This window comes from Vineibacter terrae (assembly GCF_008039615.1).
Lineage (GTDB): Bacteria > Pseudomonadota > Alphaproteobacteria > Reyranellales > Reyranellaceae > Vineibacter > Vineibacter terrae.
In genome coordinates, this window is the sequence record NZ_VDUZ01000001.1 from 323,469 (window position 1) to 344,195 (window position 20,727).

The 20,727-nt window shown below is 69.8% G+C and carries 21 protein-coding genes; 6 read left to right on the forward strand and 15 right to left on the reverse strand.

From position 1 onward, the window contains the following. The first annotated feature begins 8 nt into the window (after nt 1-8). Nucleotides 9-410: a VOC family protein gene (locus tag FHP25_RS01545; protein ID WP_147845111.1), complete on the forward strand. Its 402-nt coding sequence runs from the start codon at nt 9-11 to the stop codon at nt 408-410. A 15-nt stretch (nt 411-425) separates the two neighbouring features. On the opposite strand, the gene FHP25_RS01550 is transcribed toward FHP25_RS01545, so the two are convergent. From FHP25_RS01550 to FHP25_RS01570, 5 genes are all read right to left on the reverse strand, one after another. Next, nucleotides 426-1,409, reverse strand: coding sequence for a sterol desaturase family protein (locus tag FHP25_RS01550; RefSeq protein ID WP_147845112.1), 984 nt, complete (start codon nt 1,407-1,409; stop codon nt 426-428). A gap of 63 nt (nt 1,410-1,472) precedes the next feature. Beyond that, a complete protein-coding gene (locus FHP25_RS01555) occupies nt 1,473-2,567 on the reverse strand; it encodes a YVTN family beta-propeller repeat protein (RefSeq protein WP_147845113.1) in 1,095 nt (364 codons plus the stop codon). A 165-nt stretch (nt 2,568-2,732) separates the two neighbouring features. Beyond that, on the reverse strand, nt 2,733-3,371 hold the full coding sequence (gene eda, locus FHP25_RS01560) for a bifunctional 4-hydroxy-2-oxoglutarate aldolase/2-dehydro-3-deoxy-phosphogluconate aldolase (protein ID WP_218578119.1): 639 nt from the start codon (nt 3,369-3,371) through the stop codon (nt 2,733-2,735). Nucleotides 3,372-3,383: 12 nt separating this feature from the next. Continuing rightward, complete coding sequence (locus tag FHP25_RS01565; RefSeq protein WP_147845169.1) at nt 3,384-4,112, reverse strand: SDR family oxidoreductase; 729 nt, start codon at nt 4,110-4,112, stop codon at nt 3,384-3,386. 5 nt (nt 4,113-4,117) lie between these two features. Then, nucleotides 4,118-4,900 (reverse strand): enoyl-CoA hydratase/isomerase family protein, encoded by a 783-nt coding sequence (locus FHP25_RS01570; RefSeq protein ID WP_147845114.1) that lies wholly within the window; start codon nt 4,898-4,900, stop codon nt 4,118-4,120. A gap of 145 nt (nt 4,901-5,045) precedes the next feature. On the opposite strand from FHP25_RS01570, the gene FHP25_RS01575 reads away from it, so the two are divergent. Together FHP25_RS01575 and FHP25_RS01580 are read left to right on the forward strand one after the other, a co-directional pair. Further along, on the forward strand, nt 5,046-5,378 hold the full coding sequence (locus tag FHP25_RS01575; protein ID WP_147845115.1) for a UxaA family hydrolase: 333 nt from the start codon (nt 5,046-5,048) through the stop codon (nt 5,376-5,378). A gap of 97 nt (nt 5,379-5,475) precedes the next feature. After that, nucleotides 5,476-6,336: a TrmH family RNA methyltransferase gene (locus FHP25_RS01580; RefSeq protein WP_178133206.1), complete on the forward strand. Its 861-nt coding sequence runs from the start codon at nt 5,476-5,478 to the stop codon at nt 6,334-6,336. On the opposite strand, the gene FHP25_RS01585 is transcribed toward FHP25_RS01580, so the two are convergent. The 6 genes from FHP25_RS01585 to FHP25_RS01610 form a co-directional block, all read right to left on the reverse strand. Next, on the reverse strand, nt 6,285-6,902 hold the full coding sequence (locus tag FHP25_RS01585) for an ATP-dependent Clp protease proteolytic subunit (RefSeq protein WP_147845117.1): 618 nt from the start codon (nt 6,900-6,902) through the stop codon (nt 6,285-6,287). The genes FHP25_RS01580 and FHP25_RS01585 overlap by 52 nt on opposite strands. Nucleotides 6,903-7,088: 186 nt before the next feature. After that, the gene (locus FHP25_RS01590) at nt 7,089-7,523 is read right to left on the reverse strand and encodes an SRPBCC family protein (protein WP_147845118.1); all 435 of its coding nucleotides are present in this window, start codon (nt 7,521-7,523) and stop codon (nt 7,089-7,091) included. Continuing rightward, the gene (locus tag FHP25_RS01595; protein WP_147845119.1) at nt 7,520-7,837 is read right to left on the reverse strand and encodes an ArsR/SmtB family transcription factor; all 318 of its coding nucleotides are present in this window, start codon (nt 7,835-7,837) and stop codon (nt 7,520-7,522) included. Before FHP25_RS01595 ends, FHP25_RS01590 begins: the two co-directional genes overlap by 4 nt. Before the next feature lie 73 nt (nt 7,838-7,910). Further along, nucleotides 7,911-8,690 carry a citryl-CoA lyase gene (locus FHP25_RS01600; RefSeq protein WP_218578121.1) on the reverse strand — a complete coding sequence of 260 codons (780 nt, stop codon included), beginning with the start codon at nt 8,688-8,690 and terminating at the stop codon, nt 7,911-7,913. 44 nt (nt 8,691-8,734) lie between these two features. After that, nucleotides 8,735-10,801 carry a TRAP transporter permease gene (locus FHP25_RS01605; RefSeq protein ID WP_147845121.1) on the reverse strand — a complete coding sequence of 689 codons (2,067 nt, stop codon included), beginning with the start codon at nt 10,799-10,801 and terminating at the stop codon, nt 8,735-8,737. A 142-nt stretch (nt 10,802-10,943) separates the two neighbouring features. After that, nucleotides 10,944-11,954, reverse strand: a complete 1,011-nt coding sequence (locus FHP25_RS01610) for a TAXI family TRAP transporter solute-binding subunit (RefSeq protein WP_147845122.1) — start codon at nt 11,952-11,954, stop codon at nt 10,944-10,946. 142 nt (nt 11,955-12,096) lie between these two features. Between FHP25_RS01610 and FHP25_RS01615 the strand changes: the two genes are divergently transcribed. Continuing rightward, nucleotides 12,097-12,690, forward strand: coding sequence for a DUF4337 domain-containing protein (locus FHP25_RS01615; RefSeq protein WP_147845123.1), 594 nt, complete (start codon nt 12,097-12,099; stop codon nt 12,688-12,690). A 21-nt stretch (nt 12,691-12,711) separates the two neighbouring features. Here the strand turns inward: FHP25_RS01615 and FHP25_RS01620 are convergent, their stop codons facing one another. Continuing rightward, a complete protein-coding gene (locus FHP25_RS01620; protein WP_147845124.1) occupies nt 12,712-14,811 on the reverse strand; it encodes a DUF3987 domain-containing protein in 2,100 nt (699 codons plus the stop codon). A gap of 239 nt (nt 14,812-15,050) precedes the next feature. Between FHP25_RS01620 and FHP25_RS01625 the strand changes: the two genes are divergently transcribed. Continuing rightward, nucleotides 15,051-15,620, forward strand: coding sequence for a TetR family transcriptional regulator (locus tag FHP25_RS01625; RefSeq protein WP_147845125.1), 570 nt, complete (start codon nt 15,051-15,053; stop codon nt 15,618-15,620). 335 nt (nt 15,621-15,955) lie between these two features. Next, nucleotides 15,956-16,402: a DsrE family protein gene (locus FHP25_RS01630; RefSeq protein WP_218578122.1), complete on the forward strand. Its 447-nt coding sequence runs from the start codon at nt 15,956-15,958 to the stop codon at nt 16,400-16,402. Between the two features lie 21 nt (nt 16,403-16,423). Here FHP25_RS01630 and FHP25_RS01635 read toward each other — a convergent pair whose 3' ends face one another. The 3 genes from FHP25_RS01635 to FHP25_RS01645 form a co-directional block, all read right to left on the reverse strand. Further along, the gene (locus tag FHP25_RS01635; protein WP_147845126.1) at nt 16,424-17,077 is read right to left on the reverse strand and encodes a hypothetical protein; all 654 of its coding nucleotides are present in this window, start codon (nt 17,075-17,077) and stop codon (nt 16,424-16,426) included. After that, nucleotides 17,074-18,096, reverse strand: a complete 1,023-nt coding sequence (locus tag FHP25_RS01640) for a TAXI family TRAP transporter solute-binding subunit (RefSeq protein ID WP_147845127.1) — start codon at nt 18,094-18,096, stop codon at nt 17,074-17,076. Before FHP25_RS01640 ends, FHP25_RS01635 begins: the two co-directional genes overlap by 4 nt. An 81-nt stretch (nt 18,097-18,177) precedes the next feature. Continuing rightward, nucleotides 18,178-20,658, reverse strand: a complete 2,481-nt coding sequence (locus FHP25_RS01645; protein ID WP_147845128.1) for a coiled-coil domain-containing protein — start codon at nt 20,656-20,658, stop codon at nt 18,178-18,180. Nucleotides 20,659-20,727: the final 69 nt, after the last annotated feature.

Consider the following 20,727-nt stretch of genomic DNA (forward strand, 5'->3'; position numbering starts at 1 on the left):
CATGAGCCGTGAACGAACGCAGTTCGCCTTTCCAGGCCATTCGGGCGATCGACTATACGGTCATTTTCGTGCGCGACATGGCAGCAATGCGTCGGTTCTATGAAGACGTCCTCGCCTTTCCGCTGACACGGGAGCTTTCGCCGGGCTGGATCGAGTACCGGGTGGGCAGCAACACTCTGGCGCTGGCCAAGCCAAGCCGGACTGCAGCGGACGCTCCGACGCCCCACGGCAGCGCCGCGCTGCAGCTCGCGTTCAAAGTCGCCCCGCCCGAGGTCGACCAGTGCGCCGACGCGCTCACGCGCCAGGGCGTCGCCCTGCTGTCGCCGCCCACCGACCAGGCCTTCGGCCATCGCACGCTGTTCTTCCGCGATCCCGACGGCAACCTGCTGGAGGTGTACGCGGAGATCTAGCCAAGCGGCGGCGCCCTACTCCGCCGGGTGCGCCAGGCGCCGCGGCCGGAACGACGCGATGATCGCGCGCCCCAGCCGGCCCAGGACGGCGACCTGCTGGCCCAGCCAGCCCTTGCCGTTGTCGGCATCGGCGTCGCGGCTGTCGACGCCGGTGGGCCGGCGCTTGTAGTCGTAGACCGCGGTGCCGAAGAGCAGGTCCCAGACCGGCAGGACGGCGCCGAAATTGCTGTCGTGGATATGCGGCTTGCTGGCGCTGGCGCGGGCGTGATGGGTGCGATGGAACCAGGGATCGACCACCAGCTTGTCGAGCACGCGACCGAAGCCGAAGCGCACATTGGCGTGCGAGAAGCTCTCGACCAGCCGGCTCACCAGCAGCAGGGCCACGTACTGGCTGGGCTGCACGCCGATCAGCAGCGCCACCACGGCGAAATAGAATGACGCCAGCACGTCATCCAGCACGTGGTTGCGGTCATCGCTCCAACACGTCACCTGGCGCTGGCTGTGGTGCAGGCTGTGCAGCGCCCACCACCACGGGACGGCGTGCTGCATGCGGTGCAGGAGGTAGCCGGCCAGATCGTAGAGCAGGAAATAGGTCGCGAACAGCAGCAGCGGCTTGTCACGCAGCCAGGGCACGACCTGCTCGACGGTGGGCAGCATCAGGTCGTAGTCGCGCACGCTCTCCTGCAGCCAGTCGTTGACCGGATAGAGCACCACGAAGACGATGAAAGGCAGCAGGCCCAGCTTGCTGAGCAGCGTGTAGACGACGTCGACCCGCGCCAGCTTGCGGTCGGGCCAATGCTCGGCCGGCGCCAGCCGCTCCAGGGGCCGGAAGACCAGCAGGATGACCGCGATCTGCACAACGCCCAGCATCAGCGTCTCGACCACGAAGGGTGCATCCTCGAAGAAGGTCATATAGCCGAACCGGAACAGCAGCGGATGCACCGCCGTTTCCAGGATCCAGCTCTGGACATCGACCCAGGTATCGATCAGTCCCTGCATGCTCACACTGTCCCGCCGGCCGACGGCGACGTCAACGCGGCACGGTATCCCGAAGCACGGGGCTTATCGGAGCAGTGGCGCGAGCGGTGCCAGGATCTGCGGCAGGAACGACGCCTTGGGCGGCGTCTGCGCCGTCCTCGGGTCGGCCGCTTCCGGCGGCGGCGACATCGACCGCGAGACCGTGCCGGGGCCGTTGATGTAGATGCCGTGCGGCGAGCGGCCGACATTGACGGTGGCGACAATCTGCCTGGTGGCGAGATCGATCGCCATCACGCGGCGGCGCCACCGCTGGGTGACCCAGATCTGCTTGCCGTCGGGTGTGAAATCGAGGTCGTCCGGACCGCCCGGCGCGCGGATGGTGTCGATCACCTCCAGCTTGGTGGTGTCGAACAACGAGATCGAGCCGTCGACGCGGTTGGTGACCAGCACCCGGGTTTCGTCTCCCGGCATGCGGAAGATGTTATGGGCGCCGCGGCCGGTCACCACCCATTTGATGACCCGCTTCTGCTCGAGGTCGAGCACGGCCACCGCATCCTCGCCGGTCAGGCCGATCAGCACGCGGCGGCCGTCGGGCATCGCGTACACCCCGGCCGGCGCCTCGCCGACATCGGCCGTCCAGGCAACCTCCTGGGTCGCCAGATCGATCGCCACGAGCTGGTTGGAGCCCTGCATGGTCACCAGCACCTGCTTGTTGTCGCGGGTGAAGGCCATGTGGCTGGGCAGGGAGTGCAGCGGCAGGCGCTTGACGAGACGGAACTCGCCCGCCTCGTAGATATCGACATGGTTCATGCGGTAAGCCGCGGTCACGAACCACTTGCCGTCGGGGCTGAAGCCAAGCTGATAGGGATCCAGGATGTTGCGCAGACGGCGACGCATCTCGCCCGTGACCGGATCCAGGAATGTCAGCTCGTTGGTCGCCGTCGACCCGATGATCAGCTCCTTGCCGTCCGGCGTCAGCATCAGGTGATGCGGCTCGCGGCCGATCGGCCGCTTGTCGACCTCCTTCATCGACTGGCGGTCGACGATGCTCAGCGAGCCTTCGTCGGAATTGAGCACAATGGCGAGCTGCGGTGGAGACGCCATGGCCGGCACCGCCAGGGCAGCGCCGAGTATCACTGACACGACCGCCAGGCACTGCCTGGGGGAAAAACTGCTCATCGATGAGAGCGGTCCACTCCGCACGCGCGCCGGACCCCGCCAGCGTCTACATGAGCGTCTACATCGCATTTCTTGCCGTGCGGCGCCAGCGCCGAACCAGGTTTTCAGCGTGGCTGAGACATTTTTTCCGCTGCATGTGGCGTCACGGACACAGCGCCGCGGCGCTCACGCCGCAGGGTTGGCGCGCAAGGACGCGGCAGCGTGCGCCAGCGCCTCAATTCGGTCCCAATTGCCGGCGCGCACGGCCGCGGCCGGCACCGGCCAGGAGCCGCCGACGCAGGGCACGTTGGGCAATGCCAGATATTCCTCGGCCTTGGCCGAGTCGATGCCGCCCGTGGGGCAGAACCGCAGCTCCGGCAGTGGCGCCAGCAGCGCCCGCAGGAAGCCGGCGCCGCCGCAGCTCTCGGCCGGGAAGAACTTCAGGGCGCGATAGCCGCGCTCGGCCAGGGCCATGGCCTCGGAGACGCTGGCCATCCCCGGCAGGTAGGGCATGCCGGCATCCGCGGCCGCCGACAACAGCGCCGGCGTCTGGCCCGGACTCACGGCGAAGCGGGCACCGGCCCGCCGCGCCGCGTCGAACTGCGCTGGCGTCACGACGGTGCCGACCCCGACCACGGCGCCCGGCACCGCATCGGCGATGGCGCGCACCGCCTCCAGCGCGCCCGGCGTGCGCAAGGTCACCTCCAGCACCGGCAGGCCGCCGGCGACCAGAGCCCGCGCCACCGGCACGCCATCGGCCGCGCCCTCCAGGGTCAGCACGGGGATGACGGGTGCCAGCGCCAGCAGCTCGCCGATGTTTTCCACAGGCTCCTCGCTTCAGATGCTCCAGCCGCCGTCGATGACGTGGGTCGTGCCGGTGGTGAAGGCGCTTTCGTCGCTCGCCAGATAGACCGCCAACGCCGCGACTTCATCGGGTGTTCCGAACCGGCCGGTGGGCTGGCGGGCCCGGAACATCGAGGCATCGCCGCCCAGCGCCGAGATGCGGTCGTCGAGCGACGGCGTCTGCACCGTGCCGGGGCAGATCGCGTTGCAGCGCACGTTCTGCTTCACGAAGTCGGCCGCCACCGACTTGGTGAGCCCCACCACCGCCGCCTTGGTCGTGCCGTAGACGAAGCGCAGCGGCGCGCCCTTGTGCGAGGACGCCGCCGACGCGACGTTCACGATCGAGCCGCCGCCCTTGGCCACCATGCCGGGCAGGAAGGCCTGGATGGTCCAGAACATGCTGCGCACGTTGAGGTCGAAGGCGAGGCGCCACTCCTCGTCGGTGGCCTCCAGCACCGTGCCGTGGTGCACGAAGCCGGCGCAGTTGAAGAGGACGTCGACGGCGCCCAGGCGCGCCGCCAGCGCCTGGATCGCCGCCTTGTCGAGCACGTCGAGCTTCTCGGCATGCACGCCCGCGACGCCGGCCATGGCCGGCGTCAGCCGCGCGTCGTTGACGTCGGTGGCCCACACCTCGGCGCCCTCGCGCGCGAAGGCCAGCGCCGTGGCCTGCCCGATCCCCTGCGCCGCCGCGGTGACGAGGCAGCGCTTGCCCTTCAGGCGCATGACGCTCACGCGCTCTTGAAGTCCGGCAGCCGCTTCTCGGCCCAGGCTTTCACGCCTTCCTTGAAGTCGGCGGTCTTGCGCGTCCACTCCTGCTCGACCAGCTCGCGCTCGGTTGCCGCCTCGATGGCGTCGGCCAGGCCGCGGCGCACGGTTTCGCGCGTCGACATCACGGCCAGCGGCGCCGACTGCGCGATCTCGGTGGCGAGCGCGATCGCGGCCTGCCGCACCTCGGCCAGCGGCACCAGCACGTCGGCCAGGCCGATCGCCACAGCCTCCTCGCCGGTCACGCGCCGGCCGGTGTAGAAGAGCAGGTTGGCCTTCTGCTGGCCGACCAGGCGCGGCAAGGTGCAGGTGAGCCCGAAGCCGGGGTGGAAGCCCAGGCGGTTGAAATTGGCGCTGAAGCGACCTTCGGGGCAGGTGACGCGGAAGTCACCGACCAGCGCCAGGCCCAGGCCGCCGCCGATCGCGGCGCCCTGCACCGCGGTCACGATGGGTTTCTTGGTGCGGAACAGCCGGATGGCTTCCTTGTAGAGATGCTTGCCGCTTTCGTTGGCAGCGCCGGTGGCCGGCCGGTTGGCGAAATCGGCGCCGGCGCAGAACGACTTGCCGTCGGCGCACAGCACCACGGCGCGGCATTTCGGATCGCGGTCGAAGGCCTCGAAGGCCTCGCCGATCTGGTTGATCAGCGCGTTGTCGAAGTAGTTGTGCGGCGGCCGGCGGATCTCGACGACGCCGACATGGCCCGACAGGCTGACACCGATATCCTTGTACGTCACATGCGCGTCCATGACCGCTCTCCGTTGCCGATGATGATGCGCGGCGACCTTAGCATGCCGCGCGTGTTGTCCAGTGCCACTTTCAGCGAAAAGCAGATGCGCCCGGCGAGCCGCTCCGCTAAGGACGATGGTGTGGTTGGCGTATGGACGTTCGAAGATGGCAGACAGTGAATCGCGTATCCTGCAGCTGGCGCCCGGCGACAACGTCGCCGTGGCGATCCGCGAGATCGAGGCCGGCGACGTGGTGAAGATCCATGGCCGCGAGATCCCCGTGCCGCAGACGCTGCAGGTCGGCCACAAATTTGCTGCGCGCCGCATCGAAGCCGGCGAAGCCATCGTGAAGTACGGCACAGCCATCGGCCGCGCCCTTGTCGACATCACCGCTGGCGAGCATGTGCATGCCCACAATGTCGCCGCCGACGACAAGCCCAAGGCGCGGCGTGACGAGGCGGCGCCGGAGCCGCCGGCCGAGCCGGACGACGCGGCCTGAACCGATTCAGACAACCGAAGCGAGGGAGGTTACCATGATTCGCCGTTCGCCCCCGATCCGTGCCGTCATGCCGGTGCCACTGGCCGCCTGATCCGTGATGGCCAAATCATCGATGGCAGGAAAGGCGCGCCAGACCAAGAGCACGGGCAAGAGCAAGAAGCCCCTGCTGGCCAGCCACCAGCGCAGCTGGCTGTGGGGACGCAACCTCGTGCTGGAGACCCTTGCCGCCGGCCGCTGGCCGATCCACGAGCTCCACCTCGCCGACGACCTCGGCGCCGACGCCACTGCCGCGGCGCTGGCGCAGGTCCAGGCGCAGGCGCCGAAGCTGAAGCCCGGCCGGGCGTCGCGCGCCCGGCTGGCGCAGCTCTGCGGCGAGGCCGACCACCAGGGCTACCTGGCGCGTGTCGGCCCCTACCCCTATGTGCCGGCCGAGACGCTGCGCGAGCAGGCCCGCATGCCGTCATTGTGGCTGATCCTCGACGGCGTGCAGGATCCCTACAATCTCGGCGCCATGCTGCGCTCGGCCGAGGTGTTCGGCGTCGACGGCGTGTTCCTGGGCACGCAGGGCCAGGCCGGCGTCAACAGCCTGGCGGCTCGCAGCTCGGCCGGCGCCGTCAACCGGCTCGGCATCGCCCGCGTGCCCAGCCTGCCGGCCCTGGTCGCCGAGCTGCGCCGCGCGGCGGTGCGGGTCGTGGGCGCCAGCCTGCATGCCGACTACACGCTCGATGCCTGCGACTTCACCGGCCCGACCGCGCTGGTGATCGGCAACGAGGGCACCGGCCTGTCGGCCGATGTCATGGCCGGCTGCAACATGGTGGCGACCATACCGCAGGCCGGCGGGCTGAACTCGCTCAACGCGGCGGCGGCCGCGGCGGTATGCCTCTACGAGGTGCAGCGGCAGCGGCGTCAGGACGTCTCGATGTGGGGCAACGTCGCCTCGCCGGGGCGCATGTCGTAGACCCGGTCGACGATGCCCCAGTCGCGCGCCTCCTCCGCCGACATGAAATAGTCCCGGTCGAGCGCCTGCTCGACCTCGTCATAGGTGCGGCCGCAGTGCCTGGCGTAGAGCTGCTGCAGCCGGCGCTTGGTCTTGAGGATGTCGGCGGCATGCCGCTCGATGTCGGAGGCCTTGCCTTGGAAGCCGCCGGAGGGCTGGTGCACCATGATGGTGGCGTTGGGCAGCGCCACGCGCTGGCCCGGCGCGCCGGCCATCAGCAGGAACGAGCCCAGCGACTGCGCCGTGCCCATGCACATCGTCGCCACCGGGCTCCTGATGTACTGCATGGTGTCGTAGATCGCGAGGCCGCTGCTCACCACCCCGCCCGGCGAGTTGATGTACATCGCGATCTCCTTCCTGGGGTTCTCCGATTCGAGGAACAGCAGCTGGGCGCACACCAGCGCCGAGACGCTGTCGTCGATCGGGCCGTTCACGAAGATGATGCGCTCGCGCAGCAGCCGCGAGTAGATGTCGAACGCGCGCTCGCCGCGGACCGACTGCTCGATCACCACCGGCACCATGTTCATGAGAGTCCTCCTTCGTATTCCTCCCCCAACGCAGTTGGGGGAGGTGGCCGATTCGGCACTTCGACGCTTTGCGTCGAAATGCCTTAGCCGGAGGGGGAGCCGACGTGGTCTGTGTAACAAACAAGGACCTCGTCGGCTCCCCTCCGCCCCTTCGGGGCACCTCCCCAGCAAAGCTGGGGAGGATGGTTATGCCGCCAGCTTCAGCCCCGACTGCATCACGGTGCGCGCCGTCGGGCGGCGCGGCGCGGCGCGCAGCATCGTCACCGTCCCGCGCGCCGGGGCGGTGGCGAAGCCGCTGTGGACGATGCGCAGATGCGTGCCGCCCACGGTCGTGCCGCTGAGCTCGAAGGTGACGACCGTGTCGAGCCCTTCGCCGCCGTGCCAGGAATAGCGCAGCAGCCGCGGCGGCTCGGCCGCCAGCACCTCGCAGTCGATGGCGCCGCCGGCATCCGGGCTGCCCTGCAGGGTGAAGCGATCACCGATGCCGGGGCTGATGTCGTTGGGCATCAGCCACTGCGCCAGCAGCGCCGGCTCGGTCAGCGCCCGCCACACCTGCTCGGGCGGCTCGTCGAGGGTGCAGTCGACGGTGATGGAGTCCTCGCGCGCCGTGTCGTCGGTCATCTGTCCATTCCCTTCAGCACGTCCTTCAGCTTCTCGATCCGGGCCGGCCAGAAGGCGCGGTAGCGGTCGATCCAGCAGGCCAAGGGCGTGAGCCCCTTGGGATCGACGCGGTAGTACGCAAAGCGGCCCTCGCGGCGCTCCGCGACCAGCCCTGCCCCGCGCAGCGCGGCCAGGTGCTGCGAGATCGCCGGCTGCGAGACGTCGAAGCCCGCCTTCAGCTGCGACACGCTCATCTCGCGCGCGCCGGCGAGGCGCTCGAAGATCGCGCGCCGCGTCGGATCGGCCAGGGCCCGGAAGATCTCGCTCTCGACCATGGCCAATATATAAGTACTTACTTATTCGAAATGCAAGCCCTTGCCATGGGGCGTTGCGTGCGATGCCGCCTGGCTACCGCTTCATATGCGCGGTGGCCTGTGCCTCGACGCTGTGCCAGACCTCCTCGGACATCGGCCGGCGCGACTCCTCCAGGATATGGCCGATCAGTCCCACGGCGCGCGCCATGACCCCCAGGCCGCGGCAGATCTTCCAGTCGAAGCCCATCTCGCAGCACAGCGCCCCGATGGCGCCCGTGGCGTTGACCGGCAGCACCTTGCCGCTGGCCTTCTCCGCCTCGGCGGCCACCGCAGTCATGAGCTTCAGGTACGGGCCGTCGAAGCCGGTCTCGCGCGCCAGCGCCATCAGGCGCGGCGTGCGCGGATCGATCGGCTTGTGAAACGGATGGCCGATACCGGGCACGATGCGCTTCTGCTCCTGGAAGGATGCCACCGCCGCGTGCGCGAGACCGGCGAAGTCGGCATTGGCGTCGGGCTCGGGCATGGCGTCACGCAGCAACCTGGCGGCGCCTTCGATGCTGCCGACGAACACAGTGCCCAGGCCGTTGAGACCGGCCGCGACGGCACCCTGCAGCGACTCGGGCGCGCCGAGATAGGTCATGCGCGCCACCAGCGCGCTGGGCGTGATGCCGTGCTCGACCAGCGTCACCACCATGGCGTTGAACATGCGCGACTCGGCAGCGGTGGGAAACCGGCCGGTGAGCTCGAGGAAGCCCATGTCGCCGAGGTTCAGGTGGCCCAGTATCTCGTTGACGAAATCCTTGCCGAACAGCGTGATGCTGCTGGCGTCGCTCCAGCCGATATCGGTGCGGATCTCTTTCTTCCTGCCGGCCACGATCATCTCCTTGGTGATGGGCGCCGCGCAATCGACACCCGCGACTACGACACCTGCCGCGACAGCGGCGCCCGCCAGGCCATGACCTGCCGCGCCAGCACCGGCACGGCCATGGCGATGCCGACCAGGGTGCTGGGCACGCCGGGCGCGATGGTGGGCAGCGCGGCGATGCCCAGCAGCCAGCATTCCCAGGGTGCCAGCGGCATCAGCATGTAGCGGCTGAAGGCGGCGCCCAGGAAGGTGATGCCGATCATGCAGCCGGCCAGGGTGAAGAGGAAATCGCCCCAGCTGAAGCCGGGCAGCACCAGCAGCAGCGACGGCGAGAAGACGAACACGAACGGCACCAGCGCCTTGGCCAGCGCCAGCCGGAAGGCCGTGTTGCCGGTGCGGAACGGGTCGGCGCCGGCCATGCTGGCGGCGGCGTAGGCCGCGACCGCGACCGGCGGCGTCACGTCGGCCAGCACGCCGTAGTAGAAGACGAAGAAATGCGTCACCAGCGGCGCCACGCCCAGGAGGCCCATGGCCGGCGCCGCCACGGTGACCATGATGATGTAGGTGGCGGTGGTCGGCACGCCGCAGCCCATCAGGATGCAGACCAGGGCCGTCATCACCAGGGTGAAGAGCAGCACCAGGCTGGCGCGGTCGGTGGGCAAGAAGCCCTGCAGCAGGCTGGCGCCGTCGTTGGCGACGCCGACGATGATGGTGGCGAATTTCAGCGCCGTGCCGGTGAGGGTCACGACCCCGATGATGATGCCGATCGCCGCCGCCGCCCCCCCCACCGCCAGCGCGTACTTGGCGCCCATGACGAAGGCATCGACCAGATCCATGAAGGCCGCGCGCAGCGCCGCCGCGACGGCGCCGCCGCCGGCATGGACGGCACCGACCGCCGGCCGCGCCAGGCCGACCACGATGCAGAGCGTGATGCCCCAGAACGCGGCGAGGTAAGGCGTCGAGCCGTCGAACAGCTTCCACAGCAGGCCGGCCAGCGGGACCAATGTCACCCAGTCGGCCCGCAGCACCGCCTTCCAGTCCGGCATCTCGTGCGGCTGCAGCCCGCGCAGGCCGACGCGCCTGGCTTCAAAATGCACCTGCACGAAGACGCCGAAGAAATGCAGGAACGCCGGCACGATGGCGGCGATGATGATGGTCTGGTACGGCAGGCTGAGATACTCGACCATCAGGAACGCCGCCGCGCCCATCACCGGCGGCGTGATCTGGCCGCCGGTGCTGGCGGTGGCCTCGACGCCGGCGGCGAAGTGCGGGCGGTAGCCCAGCCGTTTCATCATCGGGATGGTGAGCGAGCCGACAGTGACGGCGTTGGCCACCGACGAGCCAGAGATCATGCCGAATAGCGCCGAGCCGAAGATCGCGACCTTGGCCGGGCCGCCGGCGAAGCGGCCGGCCACGGCCATGGCCAGCGCCAGGAACAGCCGGCCCAGGCCGATGCGCATGGCCACCACGCCGAACAGCACGAAGTGGAACACGTAGGTGGCGACGACGCCGATCGGGATGCCGTAGATGCCCTGGCTGGTCAGGTAGAGGTGGTCCATCAGCTGCGACCACGTGGTGCCGGGATGCACCAGAATGCCGGGCATCCACGGGCCCAGGAAGGCATAGGCGATGAATCCCAGCGCGATGATCACCAGCGGCCAGCCCATGGTGCGCCGCGTCGCCTCCAGCACCACCAGGGTGAGCACCGTGCCCATCGCCACATCCATGGGCAGCGGGTTGCCGACACGGAAGGCGATGTCCTCGAAGATCGCCGGCAGGTAGAGCGAGGCGACGGCAGCGGCCAGCAGCAGCGCCCAGTCGTGGAGCGGCACCCCGCCCGGCTTCCACCAGGTCGACACCGGCGCCGCATCGGCGTGCCTGCGGTTGGCGGCGAAAACCATGAAGATCAGGCCGAGCACGAAGGCCATGTGGATGCCGCGATGCGTCTGCTCGCGCAGCAGGCCGAAGCCGGCGGTGTAGTAATGGAAGCAGGACAGCGCGAAGAGCAGCGCCGCGACAACCCATGTCGCCGGCGGCAGCAGCGGCCGGAAATGCATCTCGGCATCGAACTGCCGCTCAAGCTCCTCGGCCTTCTTGACGTCCACGTCGACGGCGGTCATGGAAAAATCCCTTCCCCGCTTGCGGGGAAGGTGGCCCGTAGGGCCGGATGGGGAGCCGACGTGGTCTCAGTGGCGAAGACCACGATGGCTCCCCTCCGCCCCTTCGGGGCACCTCCCCAACTTCGTTGGGGAGGATATGACGTCACTTCACCAGGCCTTTTTCCTTGTAGAAGCGTTCGGCGCCGGGGTGGACCGGGACGCCGGCGCCGGCCAGCGCGGTGGCGAGCTGGATCGTCTTGCCCTTGGCATGGCCGGCATCGAGCAGCTTGCGGGTGTTGTCGTTCCATAGCGCCTTGGCGACCTCGTAGACGAGGTCGTCGGGCTGCTTGGCCGACGTCACCCACTGGGCGTTGACGCTGATGGTCTTGACGCCGGCGACGCCCTTGTAGGCGTCGGTCGGGATCTCATCGCGCGCGAAGAAGCTATACTGCGCCAGCATCTTGTCGATGCCCGGCCCCTCGACCGGCACCAGCTCGATGCCCGAGGTGGCCGCCAGCTCGCTGATGGCGCCCTGGGGATAGCCGGTGACGCTGACGAAGGCGTCGAGCGCGCCGTCCTTGAGCTTGTCGGCCGATTGCTGCGGCTTGAGGTACTCGGCCTTGATGTCCTTGTCGGTGAGGCCGAAGGCGGCCAGCACCATGCGGGCGTCGACCAGGGTGCCCGACCCCGGCTCGTCGAGCGACACCCGCTTGCCCTTGAGGTCGGCGACCGATTTGAAGCCGCTGCCCTTGCGCGCGATGAGGTGGAAGCTCTCCGGGTAGAGGTTGGCGATCAGCCGCAGCGCCTCGACCTTGGGCTTGCCCTCGTAGATGCCTGTGCCGGTATAGGCCCAGTAGGCGACGTCGGACTGCGAGAAGCCCGACTCCATCGCACCGCTGTTGATGGCGTTGATGTTGGCGACCGAGCCGTTGGACGCCACCGCCGTCGCCACCAGCCCCGGCACGCCGCAGGAGCCGCCCTGGTCGCACGGCCGCGAGCCGGGCGGGTTGGAGATCGCGTTCGCGATCACGCCTGCCAGCGGATAGTACGTGCCGGCCGTGCCGCCGGTGCCGATGCGGAAGAACTTCAGCTGCTGCGCCTGCGCCGGTGCGCCGCCGATGCCGCCGGCCGCCGCCAGCGCCCCCAACGCGAGGAAACGTCGTCTGTCGATCATGTCCAGGCCTCCCTGCCTGTGTCCCTCGTTGCCCTAGCTTGGCGCGAGACGGGCATGCCGTCGAGCGTCGTCTGCCGGCAGGGGGTTGAAAGCCGGCCGCCGGCACGGCATATGGCCGCGCCACCACGACGGGGAAGCACGGATGACAGGCGGACACGGCCACCATGGCGCAGGCCACGACGACCACGGCGGCGGCAGCAGCAACAAGAAGATCGCGCTGTTGATCTCGGTGCTGGCCCTGTTCCTGGCGGTCTCCGAGACGCTGGGCAAGAGCGCCCAGACGGCGACGCTGGCCAACAACATCGAGGCGGCGAACCTGTGGTCGTTCTTCCAGGCCAAGACGGTGCGCATGACGGTGCTGCGCGCCGCCATGGAGGAGATGGAGATCGACGCCAGGGCCACCACCGACCCGGACATCAAGAAGGCGATGGAGCACCGGCTGGCGCTGTGGAAGCGCAACCACGACCGCTACGACGACGAGCCGGAAACCGGCGAGGGCCGCAAGCAGCTCACCCAGCGGGCCAAGGTGGCCGAGAAGAAGCGCGACGATGCCGCCGCCGCGCATCACCACTACGAGGTCGCCTCGGCGGCGCTGCAGATCGCCATCGTGCTGGCGTCGGCCGCGATCATCACCGGCATCACCGCCCTGATCTGGGGCGCGATCGGCCTGGGCGGCATCGCCGTCGCCTTTGCCGCCATCGGCCTGTTCAAGCCGCACCTGATCCACCTGTTCTGACCCGGCGCGCCGCGCCGCCGATCAGGGATCTGGCGCGGCGAGCAGATGCGGGTTGACGCGCCAGCGCCGCGGCGGCCGCCCCTTGCCGCGCGGCGCCACGACCGGCCGCAGCCAGCCATCGGCCACCAGCGCCGTGGCGATGCGCTCCGTGGCGGCGGCGTTGCAGGCCTGACCCAGCGCTTCGCGGCGCAGCGCCTCGCGCGAGACCTCGACGCAGCGCTGCCGGCGCAGCCAGCGCAGCACCCGGCGCGCGTGGTCAGGGCGGCCGCCGCTGCCGCCATCGCGCAGCACGGCCTGCGCATGCGGCCACAGATAGTCCAGCCACAAGCGCGACGCGGCGCTGACCGCGCCTTCCGGCACCTGCGCCAGCGCCGCATCGTCAAGAAATGCCAGCACGCCGGTCAGGCGCAGCACGTTGGCCGGGCCCCTGCCCCACCAGTCTGCATCGCGCCCGCCCAGGCGCGCGCTGCCGGCGTGATGGCGCTGCCGAAACGCCTCGAACGCAGCGCGGGCATCCGGTGCCAGCGGCACCACGCGCGGCGACCGGGACAGATCGCACAGGCGGGCCAGCGCCGCGCATGCCGTGTCGGCAGCGGCGCCGGGTTCCGCCGGCAGCGGCTGGAACGGCGGCAGCGACGGCCAGGCGAACAGGAGGCACGCCGTCAGCGCATCGGCCGCGGCCGGCAGCGCCGGCCCTATGGCGTCAGGGTCGGATGGCAGCACGCCCAGGATCGAGACGGCCGGACAGGCAAGCGCAATCGCCGGCCCGCGCCTTGGATCGACGACATGCGGCGTGCCCGACCATGCCGACAGCCAGAACGCCTGGTCGCCGCTGCCTTTGGCCACGAGATCGTTCAGCCAGCCACGGTGCCCATCACGAGGCAGCAGCACGCCGGACGGCGACCGATCCAAAGCGGCTGCGACTGCCTCCACGCGCACATCGTTGACGATGAGCGGGCGCCGCGCCGGCGGTGCGGCAGCATCGCTGCCGCCACGCGCCACCGCCTCGACGAGTTCCAGGCCACGCACCATGCCGAGCGCCGTTTCCGCGGCGCGTGCCGTGTCCGCGGACGGCCCGACCAGCGCTGCCCACAGCACGCAGGGCTCCGACCAGGACGGCGCCGGCGTGATCCGCCGGCTGGCGCCGATCAGGCCGGCTGCCGCCGTCAGCAGCGACAGCGCGACATGATCGACCGGGGCGCGGACCGCGCGTGCGATGTCCTCGGCCCAGGGCCGCACCGACGGCGGCAGCACGTCGAGGGGAAATGCCGGCAGATCGTTGTTCCCGTCGCCCAGCGCCGCCAGCGGCGGCAGCGGCCAGCCGCTTGCGCCCGTCGCTGCCGCCGCGCGCGGCGCCGGCACGTCGCACGCCTTGGCGGGCGGCGGCGCAAGCCGGGCGGCATCACGCGGCACGCGCGGCAGGCTCAGCACGGGCCGGCCGCTGCTGCCCTGCGGACCGGCCGCCACCCGGGGCGGACTGGCTGCCTGGGCCGTGTCGGCCGGCAGAACCGTCGCGGCTGCGGTTGGCGCCAGGCTGCCGCCACCGCGACCGGCAGCGACGCGCGGCCGGGCCTCGCGCCGCAGCAGGCGGCGCAGGGCATCGATCGCGGTCGGCGGCAGCGGCGGTGGCGCGCTGCCATCCCACGGCGCCGGCCACGATCGCGGCACGCCGATGCGCGTGATCGAGCGGGCCTCGCCGCGCAGCCGCACATGGAAGCGGGCCATCGCCGTGCCGCCGGCATCGTCATCGGCCCACAGGATCACATCGCGGCCGCGCAGCGGTGCGATGTCGGCCTTGTCGACCGCATTGCAGCCGCCGGGCCAGGCGACACAGGCATGGTCGGGAAACAGGGCCTGGGCGGCAGCCGCAGCCGCCTCGTTTTGTACCACCAGCACCGGCGCCTCGGGGCGCGCCGCCAGCGCCGCCGCGCCGAAGAGCGGCAGCGGCGCGGCGGGCTCGCGCCAGCAGCAGCGGCCACCATCACGCACCGCCGGCACGACGATCCCGCGGCCCGTCCGGTCGCGGAAGGCCGCCGTGGCAAAGGTCTCGCTATAGCGCCACCAGCGCACCGGCTGGCCGTGCGTGGCATGGGTCAAATCTGCGAAATCATGCGCGCTCATGGGCACCACGTGATGGCAGTGGAGAGGGTGTTGCTTGCGTCAGCAAGCGGCGAAAACGCCCGTATGAAGCCCGGCGGCGGCTTGCCCTTTTGACTGCTGGGCAGGCGGAGCGCCCGTCCGTCCTGCGGCGGAACCGCAGGGCATGCCCCGGCGGCGAGCATGCGTGCTGTACGCAACCATTGTACGATGTCGGCGCCGCCGGAACAACCGGTACGAAAAGAGACGTTCCCGATGCAGCCATGAAGCGCTCGCCGCGCGGCGTGGAAGCTGGCACAAGCAGGCCGCATCGGGCGCACCGGCAGCCGGCGGGAACGTCCGAACACCTCCGATCGGACGTCGCGGAAGAGTTGTTCGGCCGCTCCGGCTACGGCAGCACCACGACGCGCGCCATCGCGCAGCGGGCCCGCGTGCGTGTCGGGCAGCTGCACTGTTATTTCGACTCCAAGCGCGCCCTGTTCGAAGCCCTGGTCGCCCGCCATGGCCGGCTGGTCACCCAGGCGCGGCGGCGCCTATTGCACGAGGCGCAGGCGAAATGGCCGCGCGGCGACATCCCCGTCGAGGTGCTGGTCATGGACGAGCCGTCCACCGGGCTGGCGCCGAAGGTCGTGAAAGACATCCTGCTGGTCATCAAGGCGCTGCGCGACCGCGGGATGGGTTTGCTGCTGATCGAACAGAATGTCGGTATCGCCGCGGAAATCACCGACCGCGCCTATGTCATGGCCGTCGGCAGCATCGTGCATGAAATCGGGCGCGGCAAGTGGCAGTCCTTTCTGGACAATGAGCTGCTCGTCAAAGCTTATCTGGGATGAGAGCCGCACACGCCTGAGGGCCGTGCCGAGCGCAGTCTGTGATTTTATCCTTCACCCGGAGGGGAAGGTGCCCCGAAATGACGTTTCGACGCTTCGCGCCACCTTCCCCCTCTGGGAAAGGATTAAGTCACGCGCTCTCGGGATGACACTGAAAGCCGGGAATGACCGCTACGGACATATCGGCGGACAGTCCTTTTCAGGTACTGGCCTGACCAATACGTACGCCAATATTATGGTGCATCTCATATTCTCCGCCGCTTACTCGCCTTCGGTCGCGATTTCCCCGCCGCGAATCTTCCGCTATACTCTGCTTCAATCGCAGAGGGGGAAATCGCATGCACCGCAGGACGATGCTTCTGGCCGCTCCCGTGCTGCTGGCCGTGACGCTACCCGGTACGACGCAGGCGGCCGGCAAGACGCATCGGCTGGCGCTGCAGGTCAGCGACAACGATCCCGACAAGATGAATGCGGCCCTCAACGTCGCCGCCAATGTCAGCCGGCTCTACACCGACCGCGGTGACGAGGTCGACGTCGTCATCGTCGCCTTCAACGCCGGCCTGCACATGTTCCGCGCCGACACGTCGCCGGTGAAGGCTCGGCTGGACTCCTTCGCCAAGAGCATGCCGAACGTCCGGTTCGATGCCTGTGACAACACGATCCAAGGCATGAAGAAGCGAGAGGGCAAGGACATCCCGATCGTACCGCAGGCCAAGATCGTGCCGGCCGGCGTCGTCACGCTCATGGAGCTGGCCGAGCAAGGCTGGGTGATCATCCGGCCGTGAAGACGGGCGGTCCACACGTGCTCAGCGGCGCGGCGCAGCAGGCGGGGACGCGACAGGCGCGGAAATGCTGCAAGCCGCGGCCACCTTGGTGCGCACCGCCTTCAACCCATTGAGCGTGAACTCGCCGTCGTAGGTAGTGCCCTGCCGGGTCGAGACCCGGAAGGCGATGGTGCCCTCCTCCGGCAGCGAGGCCAGCAGGCGCGCGGCATCGCCGCCGAACGCCACCGCCGCCCCGGAAGACGACACGCCCGACGGAACCGGCAGCAGCACGCCGTCATTGATGCGATATGAAACGGCCGGCACCTCGCCGCGGGTCAGCTCGGCAATCGCGACTGCCAGCTCGACACGGCCGCCCCGGCAATTGATGAAGAGCTGCATCGCCGAGCCGCCGCGCGCGTTCCGCGTAGCGATGATCACCGGCGTGTAATCGACCGGCGAGGTGGTCTCGCTCACGACCCAGCTGTCCTCAGCCGCCGGCGGTGCGGCTGGTGCCGGAGCAGCCGGCGGTGGCGAGATGTCCCGCGACAACCGCTCCAGGCACTGCAGCCGTTCTGCCGTCTCCAGCTTGGCGCAGGCGCGAAGCTGCTCCACCGGATCGCCCGCTCCGCCCTGCGCCCAGGCCGCCATGCTCGCCACCCCGATGGCGAGCCCCCACAACAATGTCGCGAGCTTCATTGCGAGACCGGCGTCTTGCGGGCCTGCCGATCCAACCATTCCTGGGCCGCCGGCGAACGCGTGAGCCCGGGGACGGTCGCGGCGAGATTGATCGCCTTCCATTGCGGCGCGAAGCCCTGCACCTGGAGCTTGTCGATCCGGGAGAACATCAGATCGACGAAGCGGGACACCCGCTGGTAGCGGTTGGAGCCCACGGGCCAATTGTAGGCGACCAGGGCTGTCGGCACCGCGATGGTCGCCACCCGTTCACCCGGCTTGATCAGGCTGGGGTAGTCGCCTGCCTCCAGCGTGGCGGGCAGATAGTAGTCCTCGAACTTGCTGTCGTAGCCCAGCGGCAGGAACCGGAAGCCTGGCTCCCATTGCCCCTTGATGAAGGCGTCGACCGGCTTGGAGGTGATGAAGATCACGGCGGCCATCTCGCCCTTGCGCATCTGCTGCAGCGCCAGCGGATGAGGAATGAACTGCTTGTCGATATCGATGCCCAGGCGGCTGAAGATCAGCGGCCCTGAATAGGCGGCGGCGGTGCCCGGCGTGTTGAAGTTGACCTTCTTGCCGGCGAGATCCTTCAGGCTCTGGATCTCGGGCCGCACGAAGATGTGCAGCTCCGACGGGAAAAGATTCAGAAGATACGTGACGTGACGCCGGACATCCGGCATCTGGATCCTGTATTCATCCAGCGAATCGGAATTGATGATCGCCAGGTCGACGCCCCGCAGATAGAGCAGCGCGTTCACGTTGTCGGTTGGCCCACGGGTGACGATGGGCAGCACCTGCATGTTCGGCCCGTCATCGACGACACGCGCGAGCTCGGCCGCAAAGCGCAGCGGCGCTCCCTCGATCAGGCCGGCGGCGAGGCCGATCGTCCAGGCGTTCGTCTTCTCCTGCAGCTGCTCGTAGCTTGGGGTTCGCCGCGGCGGCGCATTCGGCGCCTGCGCCAACCCCGGCGACGGCAGGCACGACAGGATGAGCAGCGCCGCCGCCAACGGCCGCAACGTGCGCAAGGTGAACGTCACTGTCATGGATGACTCCCCCCGGACCGTCTTGCTTGATCCCCAAATTGCCCCCGATATGCCCTGCCCGCGCACGGCGGGCTGCGAGCCTCATGGCTCCCGGCGCAGCGCCTCGAGCCGGGCCGTCGCCTCGGCGACCCCTCCGGCGTGCGCCTTCGCATAGAGCTCCCGTGCCTTGGCCGCATCCCCGCGCGTTCCATAGGTCCGCCATGTCGACAGGATCAGCGGATCGTATGTCTCCGCGAGCGCGAAGACCGCCCGGACGCTGCCCATCTCGGCAGCGCGCTCGAGCATGGCGCGCGCCGAGCCGATGTCGCCCTGGCTCAGCAATCCGCTGGCGCGCACCATCAGCCTGCCAACGTCCGGGCTGTCCTGCGCCGACGGCGCCCGCGCCGGCCGTGCATCGACCGGTGCCGGCCGGGAGCCGGCGACGTCAGCCGGCCCCGCCGCCACGCTGCGAATGCCATCCGTCCCGCCACCAGCATCCGGCTGCGGCAGCACCGGCGTCTGCTGCATGCGGTGGCGCTCCCGTTCCTGCGCCAGCGCCTGCCGGTATTCGGCTGCCGCTGCCTCCGCGGCTTTCCGCATCAGGTCGACCTGGGCGGCGATGTCGCGCTCGCGCGCGGCATGGGCGCTGACCGCCTGCTGTGCCGCCACAAGCTCTTGCGCCAATGCCGCAGCCCGCTCGCGCTCCTGCCGCAGGGCCTGCTGCGCTGCAGCCGCTTCACGTTCGGCTGCCTGTCGCGCCTGCATGGCTTCGCCACCCGCCGTGCCGGACAGCGCCGCCTGGGCTTGCATCTCACCGCGCGCCATGGCCAGCTCGCGCGACAGCCCCTCGGCGCGGTCGCGCTGCTGCTGCATCGCGACACGCAGCTCCGCAGCGACGCGCTCGGCCGCCTGCCTGGCCTGCGTGGCCTCATCCCCTGTCTTGCTCGACAGTGCCGCCTGCGCCTGCAGGTCCTGCCGGGCAGCGACAAGATCACGCGCCAGCGTCGCGGCGCGCTCGCGCTCCTGCGCCAATGCCTGCTGCAGCTCCGCCTTGGCGCCGGCAGCCGCCTGCCGCAGCTCCCGTGCCTCGTCGCCAGCGCTGGCGGCGCGCGTCGCATTCGCCTCGCTCTCACGCCGCGCCGTCACCAGGTCGCGCGCCAGGGCATCGGCTCTGTCGCGCGCCTGCTGCAAGCCCTGGCGCGCTTCGGCCGCGGCCTGCTGCGCTTCCTGCACGGACCGCGCCGCTGCATCGCCGGCTTTGCCCGACAAGGCTGCCTGCGCGACCATCTCGCCGCGCACCAGCGCCAGCTCCTGCGCCAGCGCCTCGGCGCCGTCGCGCACCTGCTTCATGCCTTGCCGTGCCTCCGCCGCCGCGCGCTCGGCCGCGTCACCCGCCTTGCTGGACTGCGCCGCTTGCGCCGTCATCTGGTCGCGCGCCTGCGCCAGCTCACGGGCCAGGGTGTCGGCCCGCGCGCGCGCCTCTTGCAGGCTCTGCCGCATCTCGGCCGCGGTCCGCTCTGCAGCCGCCAGCTGGGCATGCGCCGCCATGCTGGCGGGCTGCGCCGCCTGCGCTTCCATCTCGCCGCGCACCAGCGCCAGCTCGCGCGATAGCGCCTCCGCCCGCGCACGCTCCTGCTGCAGCCCCTCTCGAAGGTCGGCTGCGATGCCGGCGATGGTGCGCTTGACCTGCGCCGCATCGTCATTGGCCTTGGCAACAAGCGCGACTTGCGCCTCGATCTCACGGCGTGCAGCGGCCAGGTCGCGCGCCAGCGCTTCGGCGCGGTCGTGCTCCGCCTGCATGCCTTGCCTGGCTTCGGCTGCAGCCCTTTCCGTTGCTGTCAGCTTGGCCTGGGCGGCCTCGCCGCCCTCCTTGGCCGTGACTGACAGCGCATGGATCTGGTCGCGTGCAGCCGCCAGCTGGCCGGCCAGGACCTCGCCGCGCTCGCGCTCCTGCTGCAGCGCCTGGCGCAGCTCGGCGGCGGTGCGTTCTGCCGCATGCCTGGACTGCGTGGCATCGTCGCCCGCCCTGCTCGATTGCGCCGCCTGCGCCTGCATCTCCCCGCGCGCCGCCGCCAGGTCGCGTGCCAGTGTTTCGGCGCGGTCGTGCTCCTGCCGCAGCGCCTCGCGCAGCTCCGCAGCAGCGTGCTCTCCTGCCTGCCGCGCCAGGACGGCGGCATCGCCCGCCTTGCTCGACTGTGCCGCCTGCGCCTGCATCTCCTGACGTGCCGCCGCCAGATCGCGCGCCAGCGCCTCTGCCCGCTCATGCTCGCGCTGCAGGGACTGCCGCAGCTCTTCGGCATCCTTTGCCGGGATCATCCTGCCCGGTGTCGCCTCGCTGGCATCGGCGCTGGACCGTGAATGCGCTTCGACGTAGCCCGCAATATCTCCATAAAAATAGGTGCCGGCGACACCGGACGCCAGCGAGCCGACCGCGATCGCCGGCACGGCCAGCCTGCGCGCCGCCTGCATGGTGCCTTCGCGCATGGCTTTCGCCGTGGTTGCAGCGATCGCTGCCAACGAGCGGTTCACCGCCATGGGCGCCGGCGGCAGCGTAGCGCTGACCAGCGTCAGGCGCTGCGGCATGGCACGGCTCGACGACAGCAGGAAGTCATGCAGGCGCGTACGCTCTGTTCCGGCCGCCTCGTCCGAAGC

Excerpts from the sequence above, each read along its gene's own strand:
- FHP25_RS01635 (WP_147845126.1), bottom strand. The coding sequence starts at position 17,077 with ATGAAGCTCGCGACATTGTTGTGGGGGCTCGCCATCGGGGTGGCGAGC.
- FHP25_RS01625 (WP_147845125.1), top strand. The coding sequence starts at position 15,051 with ATGAAGCGCTCGCCGCGCGGCGTGGAAGCTGGCACAAGCAGGCCGCAT.
- FHP25_RS01590 (WP_147845118.1), bottom strand. The coding sequence starts at position 7,523 with ATGACCGACGACACGGCGCGCGAGGACTCCATCACCGTCGACTGCACC.
- FHP25_RS01550 (WP_147845112.1), bottom strand. The coding sequence starts at position 1,409 with ATGCAGGGACTGATCGATACCTGGGTCGATGTCCAGAGCTGGATCCTG.
- FHP25_RS01570 (WP_147845114.1), bottom strand. The coding sequence starts at position 4,900 with ATGGACGCGCATGTGACGTACAAGGATATCGGTGTCAGCCTGTCGGGC.
- FHP25_RS01610 (WP_147845122.1), bottom strand. The coding sequence starts at position 11,954 with ATGATCGACAGACGACGTTTCCTCGCGTTGGGGGCGCTGGCGGCGGCC.
- FHP25_RS01645 (WP_147845128.1), bottom strand. The coding sequence starts at position 20,658 with ATGCCGCAGCGCCTGACGCTGGTCAGCGCTACGCTGCCGCCGGCGCCC.
- FHP25_RS01555 (WP_147845113.1), bottom strand. The coding sequence starts at position 2,567 with ATGAGCAGTTTTTCCCCCAGGCAGTGCCTGGCGGTCGTGTCAGTGATA.
- FHP25_RS01585 (WP_147845117.1), bottom strand. The coding sequence starts at position 6,902 with ATGAACATGGTGCCGGTGGTGATCGAGCAGTCGGTCCGCGGCGAGCGC.
- FHP25_RS01595 (WP_147845119.1), bottom strand. The coding sequence starts at position 7,837 with ATGGTCGAGAGCGAGATCTTCCGGGCCCTGGCCGATCCGACGCGGCGC.
- FHP25_RS01575 (WP_147845115.1), top strand. The coding sequence starts at position 5,046 with ATGGCAGACAGTGAATCGCGTATCCTGCAGCTGGCGCCCGGCGACAAC.
- FHP25_RS01615 (WP_147845123.1), top strand. The coding sequence starts at position 12,097 with ATGACAGGCGGACACGGCCACCATGGCGCAGGCCACGACGACCACGGC.
- FHP25_RS01605 (WP_147845121.1), bottom strand. The coding sequence starts at position 10,801 with ATGACCGCCGTCGACGTGGACGTCAAGAAGGCCGAGGAGCTTGAGCGG.
- FHP25_RS01580 (WP_178133206.1), top strand. The coding sequence starts at position 5,476 with ATGGCCAAATCATCGATGGCAGGAAAGGCGCGCCAGACCAAGAGCACG.
- FHP25_RS01565 (WP_147845169.1), bottom strand. The coding sequence starts at position 4,112 with ATGCGCCTGAAGGGCAAGCGCTGCCTCGTCACCGCGGCGGCGCAGGGG.
- FHP25_RS01630 (WP_218578122.1), top strand. The coding sequence starts at position 15,956 with ATGCACCGCAGGACGATGCTTCTGGCCGCTCCCGTGCTGCTGGCCGTG.
- FHP25_RS01640 (WP_147845127.1), bottom strand. The coding sequence starts at position 18,096 with ATGACAGTGACGTTCACCTTGCGCACGTTGCGGCCGTTGGCGGCGGCG.
- FHP25_RS01620 (WP_147845124.1), bottom strand. The coding sequence starts at position 14,811 with ATGAGCGCGCATGATTTCGCAGATTTGACCCATGCCACGCACGGCCAG.